This is a genomic window from Haliscomenobacter sp. (genome assembly GCF_041740695.1).
Taxonomy (GTDB): domain Bacteria; phylum Bacteroidota; class Bacteroidia; order Chitinophagales; family Saprospiraceae; genus Haliscomenobacter.
Window position 1 is genome coordinate 13,210 of sequence record NZ_JBGSLK010000052.1, and the last position, 16,763, is coordinate 29,972.

Genomic DNA, 16,763 nt, shown 5'->3' on the forward strand with positions numbered 1-16,763 from the left:
GATCCATAAGCCACTTAGAACTGTTTTGTACTGCTTTTTCAGGTTTGTTTTTGGGGATGCTGTTTAATTAGGGCAATTTAGCGAAATCTATCACCGGTTTTTTCGCAGCGAATGGCCGCGTAAACTGCTGATCCAGCCCCACAAAATCGCTAAAAAACCCACAGTTTTTCAAAAAAAACTGCCCTTGACTCAGCCCTCCGGCGTAGTCTTTGCGGAAGTTTTTCCGCGCGGTTTGATCACCGGTGAATTTCATCCGGTTTAGCTCCGTCCATTGGCCATTTGCATCCAGCACCCATTGATTGCCGTACAAGGCCATGCGGGTGGTGTTGCCCGTTTCAGGGACAAAGTTTTCCAAAAAGGAATGGAGGCGTTTGAGATAAGTAGAAGTTTTGGGCCGTTTGAAACTCGCGATCAGGCGCCATTGGTTTTCTTCAGGTGCAAAGAAATAGGCGGTGTATTGTGTGTAGTTTTGCTCGATGGGTTTGCCCTGGAGCAAAAATTGATAAGTATTGCCTGCTTTCCAGGTGTATTTCAAATAACTCTGGCCACCCGCGCCTTCGTTGCCAAATTCACCAGTATAAACACCTTCTCCCTTTCGAGCCATGATGATTTTTTGATCGGCGGGAATGGAATTGGGATTGTCGGTTTGAAATGGGCTCCAGACGGAGAACAACACCCGACGTTCTTGAGTCGAATTGACCTGGAAGCCAAAATAACCTTCGGCAAAACCATTGGCCATAAAGTAAGAACCAATCACATCGTTGCCAGTGGGCACGGTGATTTCGCTGTAAAACCACTCGATCTTGTCCATTCCATCGGTGTTGTAATTCAGGTGTACCGATGGGCCCCGGCGGCCCCAGTAAAAATAGTTGTCCTGGTTGTTCTGTACAAAACTGAGCTCGGGGGTGAGGGCCGTGCCGCTGATGGCTACATTGGATAGGGAGCCAAAGCTCGCTCCGGTTTTGCTTACTCCCTGGATTTCTATGACCACATATCCAGCTTTTGCAATACTCCATTCGCCGGCAAAAAATTCTTTCTCACCAGCCCCATCGGCACTGATGGTTTTACTTTTGCCCAAAAGGCTGACTTTGATTTTGCTCTGGCTGTTTTGAGCGTTGAGTAGGAGGGACAACTTGAGTTTGCCAGCTTGGGTGAAGCGGACATAAACAGTGCAGATAGTCGCTGGGCTCGTCCAATCTTCCAGGCCAGTTTTGCTGATTTTACCTCCGTTGCTCACCCAGGCATTGCCACCGATGGGGATGATTTGTCGATTGGCATCATGGGTTTGGGGGATGGGTTCTGGAGCTTCGGAGCTTATTTGGGAGGTAGTACAACTCAAGAAAAAACAGAGGCAAAAGAAGAAGTATTGGAACATGGTCAAATGTTTGGTAGGCACCATCGCTTTTGGTATTTGGTTAACGCTTGATCAAAGTTAAACTATTGCTTCAAATGCGGATACAAGTTGTAAAAATCAATTCCGTTTCATCCATTTAAACGCTCGGCCTACAGCGGGGTGCAATATCGTCCCATGATTTTCCTCGGGTAAAAATTCAAAAAGTAAGTTGGGAAGCTTTTGGCTTTTTTGGAGCAATTTTGCCAAGTCGCGGGCATCGTTTTCCATTCTCCTCCCTTCTTTGCCCACTGCTATGTATACTTTGGTGCCAGGATTGGGTTGATTGAGTGGTAGCTTTAACAAGGATTCATTGTCCCACCACAAACTTGGACTCATGATGATGTATTTATTGAATAATTGTGGCTTCTTTAGCAAGAATTCCGCGGCCATTAACCCAGCCAGGGATTGCCCAATCAAAGTTTTTTCAGCATTGGTCTTGTATTGCTGATCGATATAGGGCTGCAATTCTTTTTCTACAAAGTCAATAAAATGTGCCGAACCACCTGCATTGTGGTAGGCGCTTTGATACGTCGCCAACTCGGCTGGAAACTTGAAACCAGGCGCAGCCGGGTAAGTAAAATCCCGCTTGCGATCGGTATTGGCAATGCCCACTAAAATGGAGGGTGATAAATGTTCAACCCAGGGAAAACTGGCAAATTGCAACAAGCCAGCGATGTGGATAAAATCTTCGTCTGCACCGCCATCAAGTAGGTAAATCACTGGATAAGTGTATGCGGAATCTGGCGAATAACCACTGGGTAAATAGATGTTTAACACTCTTTTCTCACTCAGGATTTTGGAATACAGCGTATCTACATGCCCGAGCATGAATGCTGCTTTTTGAGCAATGGCTTTGCTCAAAACAAACAGTGAAAACAGAATAACCAGTAGATATTTCATGTGATTTTAAAACAACCCGTGCAACTCGCCCTGCACCATATCGACTACCTTGGACAGGTCATCCTGGCTGCGGGCAAAATCGATGTCATCGGCATTGATGATCAGCAGTCGACCACTGCTGTAGGTATCGATCCAACTTTCGTACTTTTCGTTGAGGCGGCGTAGGTAGTCCAAACTAATGCTGCCCTCGTAATCACGGCCGCGCATCTGGATGTGGTCCACCAGTGTTGGGATGCTGGCACGCAGGTAAATGAGCAGGTCGGGTGGCTGGATTTGGGAAGACATGGTTTCGAACAAATCCAGGTAATTATGGTAGTCTCGCCCAGTCATCAAACCCATGTCATAAAGGTTGCGGGCAAAAATGTAGGCATCTTCGTAAATGGTCCGATCCTGAATCACGGTTTTTTCTCCACTCAAGATAGACAAAATCTGCTGGTACCTGCTGTTCAAAAAGTAAATCTGCAGGTTAAAAGACCAACGGTTCATGTCGTTGTAAAAATCAACGAGGTAGGGGTTGTCGTCGGCGGATTCGTAGTGGATGTCCCAGTTGAAACTCTTGCCCAATTGGGTGCAAAGGGTCGTTTTTCCGGCGCCAATATTTCCGGCAATGGCCACGTGTTTGATTTTGGAGACTTGGTCTTGCTGATTCATACTTTGTTCTAAACTAACTTATGCGGTACTACGCTTTGTAGTGGGGCAAAAATAAGTGATCATTTTTCCTGAGCCAGAGGATTAGATAAAACAATTGAAATGGAACGTTTACTTATCTAATCCCCTGGCAAAATGATCACTTATTTTTTTATCGCCCCTTTGTGACGCGGCTAAAATACGTTTTTTGTTGAGCAGCACGAATTATCCTTTGAGAAGTTTAGAAAATTAATGAAAGGATTAAGTGTATTTTTGCCGCTGTCGAACAAAATCGCCTACTTATCTAAGAATTTATTATGACAATCACTGGAACTTTAATTTCGAGACTGGAACATTTGGCCCGTTTAGAACTTTCTGATGCCGAACGCCAATCCTTGCAAAAGGACCTTAGTAATATTTTGACTATGGTGGAAAAGCTTCAGGAATTAGATACCACTGATGTAGAACCATTGGTGTACCTAAACGAGGATGTAAACGTCTGGCGTGAAGATCAAGTGCAAAACCAGGTAGAACGGGAAAAAGCCTTGTCCAATGCGCCCCAACAAGACGGGACTTTCTTTATGGTGCCAAAGGTGATAGATCTTTAAGGTGCAATTTGCACAGACAACACAAATCTTTGTACATGGAACCGATCATTTCTTTTCGCGAGCTCAAGAAGACTTACATCATGGGAGATACCCGGGTGAATGCCCTTCAGTCGGTGAGTTTGAACATTTATAAAAATGAGTATGTCGCACTGATGGGGCCGTCTGGTTCAGGAAAGTCAACATTGATGAATGTGCTGGGCTGTTTGGATACACCCTCAGATGGGGCCTACTTCCTCAATAACATTAATGTAAGTTCCATGACTGATGCGGAACTGGCAGAGGTGCGCAACAAAGAAATTGGTTTCGTTTTCCAAACGTTCAACTTGTTACCCCGGCTTTCGGCCCTTGAAAATGTGGCCTTACCCCTGGTCTATGCAGGCATCAACAAAAGCACCCGCCTGGAAAAAGCCCGTGCCATGTTGGAAGCAGTGGGCCTTGGCGACCGGATGGATCATAATCCTAACGAACTTTCAGGTGGTCAACGGCAACGGGTGGCGATTGCCCGCGCCCTGGTCAACGATCCTTCGATCATTCTGGCTGACGAACCTACGGGTAACCTCGACTCAGTCACCTCCTATGAAATCATGGTCTTGTTCGAACAAATTCACAAAGCAGGCAATACCATCATTTTGGTCACCCACGAACCCGATATTGCAGATCACGCCCACCGGATCGTGCGCATGCGGGATGGACTGATTGAAAGAGACTATAAAAATGAAAACATTACAACGGCGGAAGCCCTGGGAACGGGTTCAAAATAAAGCAACAATTTGACTGGACTCTTTTTTATTACTTTATTTTAAAACCGTTCCTTTAGCAAAATAAGGGGGTTCGCTACTGCGAACCCTTTTCTATAGACATCTTAACGACAAGTTTTTTAAAAATCCCTTCCCGTTTAAAAAATATACTTTATTTTTGTTTGTGTGCGGGTCCCCTCACGTACCATTCTAGCCGTTTTTGCGTTACTTAAAAAAAAATGACATCTATTCTATCCATTCAGGTCTGCATTCCAGCCTTAGCATTCCTGTGAACATATGATTGGTAAATTGCACCTATCCCGGGGTGTCGTTTATTGGAACACTGGCACTTCAGAGACCGTTGTCTTTGGAGTTGGGGGGCAACTAAAAAAGCAATCATGGGAATTCGTTATCTCAAAAACTCGATTTGGGTCCTACCCATCTTATTTTCGTTTTATGTACAGGCACAAAAGCCAAATACCGATTGTCGAACCGCAAAAGTGATTTGTAGCGATAGCACCTTTTCATTTTTGCCATTAGGACGAGGTATTGATGATTTTGCCAACTTTAACAACAGCCAGGGCTGTTTACAAAGGGGGGAAAACATCAGTAGTTGGTTTTATTTTGAATTCCGTAAGGACATGCCTCCAGGTTCTCAAGTTTGGTTTAGCATCACCGATAGGGTAACGCAGAATTGTATTCAAGACTTTGACTTTGCTATATATCCTGCCGATGTCAATTGTGATAGTTTAGGCGTCCCATTGCGCTGCTCCTTTTTTCAGCCGCCAACCAGTACTTTAGGGCAGCCAATCGTTGGAGGGATGAGACCAGGAGAGCCAGACACCACTGAGAGTTTTTTAGGGCCAGGGGTAGATGGTTGGATAAAACCAATGGTGGTACAACCTGGTCAAGGTTTCTTTATGCTGATTGACTTTTTCGTCGGGTTTTGTCCAAATGGAGGGTTCGATTCAACTAGAGTAAAAAACTATATTTTTGACTGGGATGGCCCTGCTGCTCCTTTCTTAAACTGTATCGCGAATCCGAACTGCGATCTGGTTGAACTCACGACCAGCAATGACACTACCGTTTGTGCAGGTACCAGCCTCAACTTGACTGGCTCTGCCACTTTCACCAATAACGGCGAGACCTATATTTGGAAAGCGAGAGGACCGGGTGCCAGTTTCATCCAGCAAGACCCAATGAATACAACCAATGCCGTGGTTAATATCCCTCTCAATTTTTCAGGGCGTTTGGTCTACGAATTTACGGTTGAGGAGGGGAACTGCGTGCATTCCGATTCGATAGTCATCAATGTTACGCCGGCACCGGTGGTAAAACTTGTCGCCGATACCGTCCTGTGCCCCAACTCCTTGACCACTGTTCTGGCTCCTGCCGGATTTGCCAGTTATTTATGGCAAAACGGAACCCAAAATTCCTCTTTACCTTCAGTTGGTGAAGGTACTTACAGCGTAACTGTAACTTCTAACGATGGCTGTAAGGGAACGGATGACATTCGGATTTTTGAAAAAAAGGCTCCCAATCCTCTGATCACTGGTGATTCCATTCTGTGTGTTGGTGAAAGTACTCGTTTGAGTGTAGTAGATACCTTTGCTACTTATCGCTGGTCTACGAGTGCAACCGCAAATTCTATTTTGGTCAATACTACGGGAACCTATTCTGTAACCGTAACGGATGATGAGAATTGTACGATTGTGGGCTCAAAATTGGTGGAGGTAAAAAGCAATCCTCCGGCTAATATCAGTGGTCCGGCATTTTTCTGCCAGGACAAGAGCACCATTTTAGTGGCACCAAATGGTAATTTTACCTATCGATGGTCTACCAATGAAACGACGCAGGATATCGAAATAAGCAATACCGGAGTCGTTGGACTAACCGTTACCAATGAATTTGGGTGTACCGCATCAAGTAGCCTCAGCGTAATCGAAAGGTCTAATCCTGCTATTCAGGTAGGCGGGGATAAGGTTTTCTGTGGAAATGAAAGCGCAATTTTGATCGCTGATCCCGGGTTCCGGGCTTATTTGTGGTCAACAGGTAATACCAGTACGAGTATTACCATCAATACCCCTGCAACTTACCGTGTTTCCGTTACAGATGTATTTGGATGCCAAGGTGTTGCCTCTGCAACCATTGATACCATTCCGTATCCGCGTCCGGTTATTGCGGGGAGTGGCAGCATTTGCAGCGGAGAGCGAGCCATTCTTACTCCTGGCAATTATCAAGCATACTTTTGGTCTAACGGAGCCACAACATCTAGTATTTCGGTCAACACTCGGGGTATTTATGTTGTAACAGTGACCACAGCGAATGGCTGTATGGGGGTTGATTCCTTGCCAGTACAGGTTTTTTCAAGCCCTACGCCCGATATTGAGGGCGACCTGGTATTGTGCCCGGGTGAAACGACTACTGTTCGACTATCTACCAATTATGACCGTTACGCCTGGTCTACGGGTAGTACTACAGCCAGTGTACAAATCAACCAATCAGGTCCTCTCACGGTTCGAGTTACTGATATCAATGGCTGTTCAGGAAAGGACTCCGTCAACGTCATGCGCGTCAGCAACCCCATCCCTTCAATTCAAGGGGCCACTCAGTTGTGTGCTGGCGATACAACCGAACTAAGCGGTGGCCGGGGGTATCAATCCTACCGCTGGTCAACTGGGGACACCCTTACGGAAATTATGATCAGACAGGGTGGATTGTATACCTTGACCGTTACGGACTTCAACAATTGCGTGGGAGATACTTCTTTTACCGTTCAATTGTTAAGCAATCCCAAACCGGAAATTACCGGAGATAAAGTCATCTGCGATGGCACCCGAGCCAACTTAAATGCGACGCTAGGTTACAACATTTATTTGTGGTCCAATGGACGCAACACCTCCAGTATTTCAGTAGGCAATCCAGGGTTGTACACCTTGGAAGTTACTTCGGACAATGGTTGTATCAACCGGGATTCAATTGATCTGGCCTTGGTGCAGCCCAAACTTCCCAGGGGGATGGGGATGGAAAAAATCCTTTGTCAAGGCTCAAGTGTTGTGCTGGATCCAGGGCCCGGGTTTAACAGTTATGTATGGTCGACAGGCGCAACTTCGCAAGCCATAAGTGTAGGTGTAGGTGGCAGGTTTGAGATTATGGTCGTCGACAGCAATGGCTGTTCTACTTCTACTTTTTACCCAGTGAAAGCGGTTAGTGTAGATACTCCCGACATTTCCGGGCCAACTGAGATTTGTGAAGGACAATCCACTTTACTTTTTGCACTCAATGGCAGCTTTAGAACCTACGCTTGGTCTACTGGTGAAACGACTGGTGCGATCCAAATTCGCGCAGGGGGTAACTTTACCCTGACTACGACTGATTTAAATGGTTGTCGAGCCACAGCTCAGAAAAACATCATTGGTAAACCCTCTCCACCCATCAGCATCACGGGGGATTTGATCATTTGTCGCAACGAAACCACTATCCTTACCGCGAGCCCCGGCTATCCCGATTACTTATGGACCAATTCCAACAATGATACCGCTCGTTCCATTATGGTAGGTGCCCCAGGGCCTTATTCTGTACAAGTGATGGGGGCCAACGGATGTCCCGGGAGTGCCACGGTTCAAGTTGTACAAAGTAGATTACCTTTTCCCATCATTGAAGGTGATCGTTTTTTGTGTGAAAAGGATACTTTAGTGTTGGAAGTAGAAACCGGCTTTATTACCTATAACTGGACCAATGGTGAAACCGACAACAGCATTGTCATTCGTGAACCTGGCTTGTATGGTGTGACAGTAGTGGATCACCTCAATTGTGTGGGGAATGCGTTGATCAGTGTATTTCCCAAGTTGGCACCAACTGTTGAAATCGTGGGGCCACGCACAATCTGTCCCGGCGACACGGTGAATTTACGCACCAGCACTCAATTCGGAGCCTACCTATGGAACAATGCGGATACAACAGCAGCTTATATTGTCAATACCCCAGGAACCATTCAAGTAAGGGTACAGGGTGCAAATGGTTGTTTCAATCAGGACACCTTTTTGTTGAAGCAAGCACCAGTACCCCAATTCAGTTTTGCCGGTAAACCCTATTTCTGTGCAGGCACTGAAACATCCATTCGCGTCACTGAGGGTTTTGAGCAATACCGTTGGCGAGATGGTTTTTCAGGCTCTAGCAGGACAATCGATACGGCAGGAACCTATTACCTTGAGGTGAGCAATGCGACGGGATGCCGGAAACTCGATTCTATTTCGATACAAAACATCGCTTTACCCATTGCCAATGCCGGACCAGATACAGTATTGAACTGTATTTGGCGCGATGTGCATCTGGGTGGTTTGAATACCAGCGAAGGGCGTTACAACTGGACTGGCCCAGGCATCACCCTCATCAACCGCAACTTACGCAGTCCCAGAGTGGGCCAACCCGGTTTTTATACATTGGTGGTTACAGACCCGCAATATGGGTGCATTAGTAAGCTGGATTCCATGCAATTACAGGATTTAGCTTATCGTCCTTCCTTGAGCATCAGTCCACAAGGAGGATTGTCTTGCCGAGTGGATACCATGCGATTGCTTGGAAACTCTACATTAGTTGGCAACCGTTATCAATACCAATGGCAAGACGCTTTTGGCCAGGATATTCTCGATGCTCAAAACATTCAATTGTTGATCAATCGAGGTGGGAAATACACCTTACAGTTGATCGATACCCGCACGGGCTGTATTGGAGACGCTAGTTATACTGCCGTACCGGATACCCTGGTTCCGGTAGCGGATATTTATGGAGCAGAGCCTTTGACTTGCCAGCGCGATTCGGTCACCCTGAGCATCACTCAGGCTCGGCCAGGGGAGACCTGGACCTACCAGTGGCAACGCTCCAATGCGGGACAAATGATGAATCTGAGTACCAACCCCCGTTTGACCTTGGGGCAAGTTGGCATTTATCGCCTGCAGGTGCAAAACGAAGGCAATGGCTGTATCGCCCTGGATTCGGTACAAATTGTCAATGATACCCTGGCTCCACTGGCCGATGCAGGCCCTGACCAGGAACTGGATTGTAACAACCCAAGTGTTCAAATTGGCCAAAGCGGTCAAAGCAATGCCAGTTTTCGCTGGTACCAAATTGAAAATGCCTTTTTTAACCGCAAGGAAGCCCAACCTTTGGTGGATGAAAAAGGGACTTATATCCTGGAGGTTGAAAATTTGTTGAATGGTTGCCGCAGTACCGATACGGTAGTGGTGCTGGTCTTCAATGATTCACCGGACAGTTTGAGCCTAAACGTCAAACACGTTACTTGTGCTGGCTTAAACAATGGTGCCTTGGAAATTGTGGATGTACGTGGGGGTGAAGGGCCTTTCCTTTATCGTCTGGGCAGACAAGGTATTTTTGGCACCAATCCTTCCTTCAACAATTTGAAAGATGGCTTGTATACCCTGGCTGTGCAAGACGTGCGGGGTTGCACCTGGAATCAAGCTGTGCTCATCAATCCGGGTGTTGCAGCAGATTTACAAGTGACGCCAGCACAAACGATTAAACGGGGTGAAACGGTGCAACTACAATCGGTGACCAACCTTAGCCTCAATACAGTGCAAAATTTCCGCTGGAGCACTACAGCTACTAGTACTACCATTGCTTGTGATACTTGCCGCAATTTCAGCATTCAACTGTTTAAAACCACAGACTTTACTGCGAATATTGTAGATACCAATGGCTGTGCGGCAGTGGCGAGAACAATCATCATCGTTGATCCTAAACCAGGATTTTACATTCCGAACGCATTTTCTCCGAATGGAGACAACATCAACGACTTTTTTGACATCAAACTAGGGCAAGACATCGAAAAAGTAATCAAATTCCAGGTTTACGATCGTTGGGGAGAAATGATGTACAGCCGCGAAAATTTCTTCCCTAAGCGAGAAGGAGAAGGGCATGGATGGAATGGTGTACACAAAGGTTCGCGGATGGCTTCGGCAGTATTTGCCTGGTATGTGGAAATAGAGGGATTGGACGGTGAGATTTTTAAAGCTAAAGGAGACGTAACGTTAATTCGTTAAGGGGCGACAAAAAAATAAGTATTCATTTTGCCACAGGATTAGATGAGTAAACGATTCATTTCAAGTGTCTTACCTAATCCTGCGGCTCAATAAAAATGAATACTTATTTTTGCCCCACTACTAAAAAATAAAAACCCCCGGCAAAAATTGGAGGATTGCCGGGGGTAAGGATTCTTATCAATCAAAGATCAACACTTGCGATTAGGCAAGCTTAACCTCTACTGCATTCATTCCTTTTCTGCCATTTTCGACTTTAAAAGTGACAGCGTCACCCTCACGGACTTTGTCAACCAAACCCGTAACGTGTACGAAAAATTCCTCCTTTGAGGCATCATCAACGATGAATCCAAAACCTTTAGATTCATTAAAAAACTTTACTGTTCCAGTATGCATTGGAAAAAACTAAAATGGTGATATGGCGATTTGCCGGGACAAAGATACATCTTTTTTGCTAAAAAATTGATTTTTCCGTAAAAAAAAACAGGATTACTCCTTGGTAGCCAATATTTCAACACCTCAACATTTCAACCTTAAACTTTTAGCCCTACTTTTGCTCCACATTTATCCAAATACAATTGCTTGTTATGCACAACAACGAAGAAGACTACTCCGACTACGATTACGATAGCGAGTACTACAACTACGACGGCGGCGATGCTACTGACACTCAGGTTACAAAAGATGCTAATGGCAATGAGCTGAAAGATGGGGACTCAGTAACATTGACCCAGGACCTGAAAGTAAAAGGTACCTCGGTGAACCTGAAACGGGGTACCTTGATCAAAAATATCCGCCTGACTGACAATCGGGAAGAGGTGGAATGCCACGCGGAAAAGGTGAAAAACCTAGTGTTGAAGACAAAGTTTCTGAAGAAGCATTGACTTTGGTAGAAACGCACGGTCGTGCGTCTTTGTCTGATTGGCAAACATAATGAGACGCACGGCCGTGCGTCTCTACAGTAACGATTCGATTGAATCCCACACTGTTTGTAATACTGGCACTCCATTTTTCAAATTTTCAGCACGGGTCGCCAATACCCTTTCCCCAGGGAAACTGATCTTTTTACCTCCTTCCATTGGTGTCGAAGCCTGGTAGTCCTGAATGATCGCCGCTACCATCTTTTCCACTTCATCGGCATGACCCAAGCGACTCGGATCTATGGCGATAAAAACCTGGGATACCCCGTATTCCACTTTGGTTTTACTTACTTCATGCGTGGATGCACCACCCGAGATGACACTGGCCAGAATATCCAAAAGTAGTGACAAGCCCGCACCTTTCCAGAACCCGATGGGTATGGAACGCCCCGTTTCCAGAATGGCTTGTGGGTCTCGGCTGAGTTTGCCTGCTGCATCGTAGCCGCCTGGTACGACTAATTTTTCATCCTTCATGGCGGATTGTTCCATCGCCCCGAATGAAAATTGCGACATGGCCATGTCCAATACAATGGCTTCATTTTGGTATGGCAAAGCCAGCACAAAAGGATTGTTCCCCAGTTTGGCATCCAAAGCCCCCCAGGCGGGCATGTTGGCAATGGTATTGGTCCAGGCCATAAAAATGAAACCGCTGCGCGCTGCTTTCCAACCATAAGTTCCGCCCCGCATCCAATGGTTGGTGTGCGCTAAGCCCAGGCAACCGATACCATGCGTTTTCGCCAATTCGATGACCCTTTCGGTGGCAAAAAGGGCATTGAGTGGCCCCGGCCCCAAATTACCGTTCCATTGCTCAATGGCAGCGAAGCGGTGCTCTAAACTTGGGCTGGCGGTCGCTTTGATGTAGCCCGCAACCAGGTACTCCACAAAGCGGGGAAAACGGTTGACCCCGTGGGTGTAGACCCCATCTACACTGTTTTGGGTGAAAATCTCGGCGCAGATATAAGCGCGGTCGCTGGGCATGCCTTTTTGAATCAAAATTTGTTCAAAAATGGCTTGCATTTGTAAGGCTGGAATCAGAATGGTAGAAGACATGGTGGTTTGCTTGAGTAGGCTAAAGTAGTACAACTTGCTTATTCAAAGTTGCTGACCATGGGAAAAAATAGCCAATCCAGCCTTTATTTACTCAAAGTCAAACGAAGGTGTACCTCATTGGGCGCAAAACCAATACTGCTTTGTGTCAACAATGGTTTGAGTTTTTTATTATCGTTACTCAAGATACTGTGCAAAGACAGGTCAAATACAAACAAAAAAGCACCCTGAATCAGGATCGAGCGCCCAAAGCCACGTAGCTGCTCTGCGTTTTTTACTTCTCGTTTTCCTCTTTCCATCAAATACGCGCCGCCCAGCATGTAACCCACATCCAGGCCAGCATTGAACAACAGGATTTTTTGGATTTTGTAATGCTCCTGGACGCTCTGGTAAGTATCCCATGCGCCAGGGTCAACCTTAAGGGTACTAAAATAACCGAGGGTGGCAATCCCCAGATTCACCGCACCCCAGCCGATTTGCATTTGTTGGAAGGCTTTGTTTTCACCACTGGTGTGGCCAAGGCGGATTGCGCCAACGGCCATATTGCCTAGCGCCCAAGTGCCGAGGACGAGCATGCCTTGGCGTTGTTTGTTGAGGCGAGAATTATTTAGATCAGTGAAATCACTTTGAGAAAAACCAAGAGAAGCGAATAGAATAAAAACAAAGGTTAATTGGATCTTTTTCATCTGTTTAGCTTTTAAGACTAACCAAATTTGATGAACATAGTTTATCCCTTTTCATTTTTTGCCCTGAAATAAAAAAAACTTCTGCCAATTTACTCGACAGAAGTTTCGTGCCCGGAGCGGGACTCGAACCCGCACGGCCGGATGGCCACAGGATTTTAAGTCCTGCGTGTCTACCGATTCCACCATCTGGGCAGTGGTTTGCAGGGCACTTTTGCCTTGCGTTTAAAAATTGGAGCGGAAAACGAGACTCGAACTCGCGACCCCCAGCTTGGGAAGCTAGTGCTCTACCAACTGAGCTATTTCCGCGAAATAGGGTGTGGGTGTGAGGGTGTGAAAGTGTGAGTGTGTGTTGGGGCAACCCTGTGTGGTTGCCCTCACGGCTAACCGTCTCCTACAAAGATAGCAGGAAACTTTATTCCTGTCGCACTCTTTTTAAAAAAAAAGCCTTCCGAAGAAGGCGTTGAGCGGATGACGAGATTCGAACCCGCGACCTCAACCTTGGCAAGGTTGCGCTCTACCAGCTGAGCTACATCCGCGAAATGGGGTGTGGGTGTGAGTGTGATGGTGTGGGTGTGTTGGGGCAACCCTATGTGGTTGCCCTCTCTACGGCTAACCGTAAAATGTGGATGCAAATATAAAAGCAAAGACCTCGGATACGCAAGCGTTTTTGGGAAATTTTTTCCTTTTTTTTATCCAAAACCATAAAACAATTGGTTACCAAGGAACTACTGCATTTATTTTTGCTGCGAACTTATCCATTGATAAATTACTCGTGTTGCTAAACCAAATGGCTAGGTAATTGGTTCCCGGGATACACTTTTATTGTGAAGCTGCGCTAAAATGTTAATTTTGCAGCGGATTTTAAAAACGACAAATGGATCAAGTAGCAACGGAGAAAGAAATCCGCATCAAGGTGGGTCTGGACGACAATAACATGCCCGTACGCATTTCTTGGGACGCAGATGACAATCCAAGTGGCGAAACCACTCAGGACAGCAAAGCCATGTTGATTTCCCTTTTTGACCGCGAGCACCTCGAAACCGTCAAAATTGACCTTTGGGTGAAAGATATGCAGGTGGGCGAAATGGATCGTTTCGTTTTTCAAACCTTACGCGGGATGGCCGATACCTATTTCCGGGCGACTCAAAACGCAGAAATGGCCCGCGACATGCAACGTTTTGTCCAATATTTTGGTGAACAAACCAAAGTCATCCCTAAAGAAGAACAATAAGCGCCGATGAAAGCCAGAACCTTAAAGCAGGATAAGGTCAATGTGATTACCCTGGGTTGTTCGAAGAATTTGGTGGATTCCGAAAACCTGATTACCCAATTGCGTGGCAACGATTACGATGTTGTGCACGATAGCCAGGATGAAGACGCCAACATCGTCATCATCAATACTTGTGGCTTCATCGATTTGGCCAAACAAGAGTCGATCGACACCATTTTGGAATACGCCGATGTGAAAAAATCAGGTGGGATTGATAAATTGTTCGTCACCGGTTGTTTGTCCCAACGGTACAAAGAAGACCTGGAGCAAGAAATCCCGGAGGTAGACGCCTATTTCGGCACACTGGAGTTGCCTGGCTTGTTGGCTAAGCTCAATGCCGATTACAAGCACGAACTCATCGGGGAGCGTTGGATCACGACCCCGATGCATTACGCCTACCTGAAAATTTCGGAAGGCTGCAATCGTACCTGTTCTTTTTGTGCCATTCCGTTGATGCGGGGTGGACACGTGTCGCGCCCAATTGAGGAGTTGGTCAAAGAAGCCCAAAGCCTGGCCCGTCGGGGAGTGAAGGAAATCATGCTGATTGCCCAGGAACTGACCTATTACGGCCTGGACATCTACAAAAAGCGCGATTTGCCCCGCTTGCTGCACGCTCTCGCCGACGTGGAAGGTATTGAATGGATTCGTTTGCACTACGCCTATCCTAGTAAATTTCCGCTGGAAATCCTGGACGTGATTGCCGAACGCCCTGAAATCTGCAACTACCTGGATATGCCACTGCAGCATGCCTCCAATACCGTACTTGAGCGCATGCGCCGTCAAATTACGCGGGAAGAAACGGTGGAATTGATCCAACAAGCTCGTTTGCGCATTCCCAACCTTACGCTGCGTACGACCATGCTGGTGGGGTACCCACAGGAGTCCGATCAGGAATTCGGAGAGCTCTGTGACTTTGTTAAGGAAATGGAATTCGATCGTTTGGGAGTTTTTCAATATTCTCATGAGGAAAGCACCAGAGCGTATGATGTCGAAGACGATATCTCGCCCGAGTTAAAAGCAGAGCGAGCCAATGAATTGATGGAAATCCAGCAAGAAATTTCCACCCGCAAAAACCACGAGAAGGTGGGCCAAACCTTTAAAACGCTCTTTGATCGTAAGGAGGGTGGCTATTTTGTAGGGCGTACTGAAGGAGATTCCCCCGAAGTAGACAACGAAGTGCTGGTGCCGGCCAAGAAGCAGTTTGCCCGTATTGGCGATTTTGCGCAAGTGCGCATCACCGAAGCTACGGAGTATGATATTTATGGCGAGATCGTAGCTTAAGTACTGCTCAATTTTTTACTGGTGTTCTTCATTTTTATTCATTACATTTGAACCATATGTACTGTTTCCTATTGTATAGGTATGAGCAAAGTGAATAATTTAAGCTGGGTCAATATTTCCAATCCAATCTTTCAAGCTTTGGTTGCTTTGACGGGTATTGTATTGGTTGACTTAATCGCAGAGTTTTTGCAATGGATTGGCATGGTGACTCTGGAACCTCGGTTCGCTTACCTGACTGCTGCCTCTTTTTTATTGTGCTTTGCCATGTTCAATGCAGTACTTTCACTTACAGCTGCAAACACATTACAATATTGGGGAAAATCGATCTATAGTTTTTTGGGCCTGGTATTGGTTTCCATTTCCCTGGCTTGGTTTTTATCTGGTTTGCGCTTGAGTGAGGCAGGGTCATATTGGTGGATTCTCATCGTCGTAACTTTTGGGTACCTGGTTTTTTTAGCACTCGTCAATACCATTCGCAGCATTGTCAATTTTGCCCAAAAAGAAGAATGGAATCACCCCCGCTATAGACAGAACAAAAGAAAGTAAACCATAAGCACTTGATCATAATCAAGTTGAATTTTCATTCAGCGAATTTATTTCGTTAACTTGGCAAAGACAAAACTAATCCTCTTTTAAGTTCGTATTTCCAGCTAAACAGGTAATCGATATGAAATTCAGAAGAACAGTGTTGCTACTTGCAATCTCTGCATTGCTGTGTGCCTCCTGCAACAGCGCAAAGTCCAACTACAAAAACGAGGTTGATCCCAAGGGGAAATTCGTCGCGCTCGATGGCGACATTCTGGGTCCTTTGATCAAAAGTGACGATGAATGGAAAAACGAACTCGATGAGTTTGAATTCCACGTACTACGACAAGCCGGCACTGAACAGGCGTTTTCCGGAAAATATTGGAACAACCACAAAAAAGGGGTGTACACTTGTAGGGCTTGTGATTTGCCTTTGTTTGATTCTGAGACCAAATTTGAATCAGGCACAGGTTGGCCGAGTTATTGGGATGAGTACATGAAAGGTAATGTGGTTCGTACATCGGACAATAGTTTGGGAATGATGCGTACAGAAGTGCATTGTGCACGCTGTGGAGGGCACTTGGGGCACCTATTTCCCGATGGGCCGCAGCCAACGGGTTTGCGCTATTGCATCAATTCTGTTTCGTTGAATTTTGTGGAGAATAAATAGAACTTATTTCGTTTCCGTTCCTTAAAGCCTAAAAATAATCGGG

13 protein-coding genes, 3 tRNA genes and 1 pseudogene are annotated in these 16,763 nt (G+C 46.1%); 8 read left to right on the forward strand and 9 right to left on the reverse strand.

Annotated features, from left to right (window positions below; genetic code table 11):
• Nucleotides 1-67 precede the first annotated feature (67 nt).
• The 3 genes from ACEW9O_RS11175 to ACEW9O_RS11185 form a co-directional block, all read right to left on the reverse strand.
• Nucleotides 68-1,375 carry a DUF3472 domain-containing protein gene (locus ACEW9O_RS11175; protein ID WP_373550245.1) on the reverse strand — a complete coding sequence of 436 codons (1,308 nt, stop codon included), beginning with the start codon at nt 1,373-1,375 and terminating at the stop codon, nt 68-70.
• A gap of 96 nt (nt 1,376-1,471) precedes the next feature.
• On the reverse strand, nt 1,472-2,293 hold the full coding sequence (locus ACEW9O_RS11180; RefSeq protein ID WP_373550246.1) for an alpha/beta hydrolase: 822 nt from the start codon (nt 2,291-2,293) through the stop codon (nt 1,472-1,474).
• A 6-nt stretch (nt 2,294-2,299) separates the two neighbouring features.
• Nucleotides 2,300-2,944 (reverse strand): deoxynucleoside kinase, encoded by a 645-nt coding sequence (locus tag ACEW9O_RS11185; protein ID WP_373550247.1) that lies wholly within the window; start codon nt 2,942-2,944, stop codon nt 2,300-2,302.
• Between the two features lie 293 nt (nt 2,945-3,237).
• Between ACEW9O_RS11185 and gatC the strand changes: the two genes are divergently transcribed.
• From gatC to ACEW9O_RS11200, 3 genes are all read left to right on the forward strand, one after another.
• On the forward strand, nt 3,238-3,528 hold the full coding sequence (gatC, locus tag ACEW9O_RS11190) for an Asp-tRNA(Asn)/Glu-tRNA(Gln) amidotransferase subunit GatC (RefSeq protein ID WP_373550248.1): 291 nt from the start codon (nt 3,238-3,240) through the stop codon (nt 3,526-3,528).
• A 35-nt stretch (nt 3,529-3,563) separates the two neighbouring features.
• Nucleotides 3,564-4,289: an ABC transporter ATP-binding protein gene (locus ACEW9O_RS11195; protein WP_373550249.1), complete on the forward strand. Its 726-nt coding sequence runs from the start codon at nt 3,564-3,566 to the stop codon at nt 4,287-4,289.
• A 374-nt stretch (nt 4,290-4,663) separates the two neighbouring features.
• Nucleotides 4,664-10,324: a gliding motility-associated C-terminal domain-containing protein gene (locus tag ACEW9O_RS11200; protein ID WP_373550250.1), complete on the forward strand. Its 5,661-nt coding sequence runs from the start codon at nt 4,664-4,666 to the stop codon at nt 10,322-10,324.
• A gap of 201 nt (nt 10,325-10,525) precedes the next feature.
• Here the strand turns inward: ACEW9O_RS11200 and ACEW9O_RS11205 are convergent, their stop codons facing one another.
• Nucleotides 10,526-10,717, reverse strand: coding sequence for a cold shock domain-containing protein (locus ACEW9O_RS11205; protein WP_320027982.1), 192 nt, complete (start codon nt 10,715-10,717; stop codon nt 10,526-10,528).
• A 284-nt stretch (nt 10,718-11,001) separates the two neighbouring features.
• Here ACEW9O_RS11205 and ACEW9O_RS11210 point away from each other — a divergent pair.
• Nucleotides 11,002-11,205, forward strand: a pseudogene (locus ACEW9O_RS11210) (alkylphosphonate utilization protein); the annotation flags it as partial.
• Nucleotides 11,206-11,277: 72 nt separating this feature from the next.
• Here the strand turns inward: ACEW9O_RS11210 and yiaK are convergent.
• The 5 genes from yiaK to ACEW9O_RS11235 form a co-directional block, all read right to left on the reverse strand.
• Nucleotides 11,278-12,291: a 3-dehydro-L-gulonate 2-dehydrogenase gene (gene yiaK / locus ACEW9O_RS11215; protein WP_373550251.1), complete on the reverse strand. Its 1,014-nt coding sequence runs from the start codon at nt 12,289-12,291 to the stop codon at nt 11,278-11,280.
• An 83-nt stretch (nt 12,292-12,374) separates the two neighbouring features.
• On the reverse strand, nt 12,375-12,974 hold the full coding sequence (locus tag ACEW9O_RS11220; RefSeq protein ID WP_373550252.1) for a hypothetical protein: 600 nt from the start codon (nt 12,972-12,974) through the stop codon (nt 12,375-12,377).
• 108 nt (nt 12,975-13,082) lie between these two features.
• Nucleotides 13,083-13,166, reverse strand: a tRNA-Leu gene (locus ACEW9O_RS11225).
• A gap of 38 nt (nt 13,167-13,204) precedes the next feature.
• Nucleotides 13,205-13,280: transfer RNA gene (locus tag ACEW9O_RS11230), tRNA-Gly, on the reverse strand.
• A 157-nt stretch (nt 13,281-13,437) separates the two neighbouring features.
• Nucleotides 13,438-13,510: transfer RNA gene (locus ACEW9O_RS11235), tRNA-Gly, on the reverse strand.
• Nucleotides 13,511-13,848: 338 nt separating this feature from the next.
• Here ACEW9O_RS11235 and gldC point away from each other — a divergent pair.
• The 4 genes from gldC to msrB all read left to right on the forward strand — a co-directional run bounded on the left by gldC (nt 13,849) and on the right by msrB (nt 16,720).
• Complete coding sequence (gene gldC / locus ACEW9O_RS11240) at nt 13,849-14,205, forward strand: gliding motility protein GldC (RefSeq protein WP_373550253.1); 357 nt, start codon at nt 13,849-13,851, stop codon at nt 14,203-14,205.
• 6 nt (nt 14,206-14,211) lie between these two features.
• Nucleotides 14,212-15,525 carry a 30S ribosomal protein S12 methylthiotransferase RimO gene (gene rimO, locus ACEW9O_RS11245; RefSeq protein WP_373550254.1) on the forward strand — a complete coding sequence of 438 codons (1,314 nt, stop codon included), beginning with the start codon at nt 14,212-14,214 and terminating at the stop codon, nt 15,523-15,525.
• 81 nt (nt 15,526-15,606) lie between these two features.
• The gene (locus ACEW9O_RS11250) at nt 15,607-16,071 is read left to right on the forward strand and encodes a hypothetical protein (RefSeq protein WP_373550255.1); all 465 of its coding nucleotides are present in this window, start codon (nt 15,607-15,609) and stop codon (nt 16,069-16,071) included.
• Between the two features lie 121 nt (nt 16,072-16,192).
• On the forward strand, nt 16,193-16,720 hold the full coding sequence (msrB, locus tag ACEW9O_RS11255) for a peptide-methionine (R)-S-oxide reductase MsrB (protein WP_373550256.1): 528 nt from the start codon (nt 16,193-16,195) through the stop codon (nt 16,718-16,720).
• Nucleotides 16,721-16,763 lie beyond the last annotated feature (43 nt).

Coding starts and splice junctions, on each gene's coding strand:
- ACEW9O_RS11175 (WP_373550245.1), bottom strand. CDS start 1,375: ATGTTCCAATACTTCTTCTTTTGCCTCTGTTTTTTCTTGAGTTGTACT.
- ACEW9O_RS11180 (WP_373550246.1), bottom strand. CDS start 2,293: ATGAAATATCTACTGGTTATTCTGTTTTCACTGTTTGTTTTGAGCAAA.
- ACEW9O_RS11185 (WP_373550247.1), bottom strand. CDS start 2,944: ATGAATCAGCAAGACCAAGTCTCCAAAATCAAACACGTGGCCATTGCC.
- gatC (WP_373550248.1), top strand. CDS start 3,238: ATGACAATCACTGGAACTTTAATTTCGAGACTGGAACATTTGGCCCGT.
- ACEW9O_RS11195 (WP_373550249.1), top strand. CDS start 3,564: ATGGAACCGATCATTTCTTTTCGCGAGCTCAAGAAGACTTACATCATG.
- ACEW9O_RS11200 (WP_373550250.1), top strand. CDS start 4,664: ATGGGAATTCGTTATCTCAAAAACTCGATTTGGGTCCTACCCATCTTA.
- ACEW9O_RS11205 (WP_320027982.1), bottom strand. CDS start 10,717: ATGCATACTGGAACAGTAAAGTTTTTTAATGAATCTAAAGGTTTTGGA.
- yiaK (WP_373550251.1), bottom strand. CDS start 12,291: ATGTCTTCTACCATTCTGATTCCAGCCTTACAAATGCAAGCCATTTTT.
- ACEW9O_RS11220 (WP_373550252.1), bottom strand. CDS start 12,974: ATGAAAAAGATCCAATTAACCTTTGTTTTTATTCTATTCGCTTCTCTT.
- gldC (WP_373550253.1), top strand. CDS start 13,849: ATGGATCAAGTAGCAACGGAGAAAGAAATCCGCATCAAGGTGGGTCTG.
- rimO (WP_373550254.1), top strand. CDS start 14,212: ATGAAAGCCAGAACCTTAAAGCAGGATAAGGTCAATGTGATTACCCTG.
- ACEW9O_RS11250 (WP_373550255.1), top strand. CDS start 15,607: ATGAGCAAAGTGAATAATTTAAGCTGGGTCAATATTTCCAATCCAATC.
- msrB (WP_373550256.1), top strand. CDS start 16,193: ATGAAATTCAGAAGAACAGTGTTGCTACTTGCAATCTCTGCATTGCTG.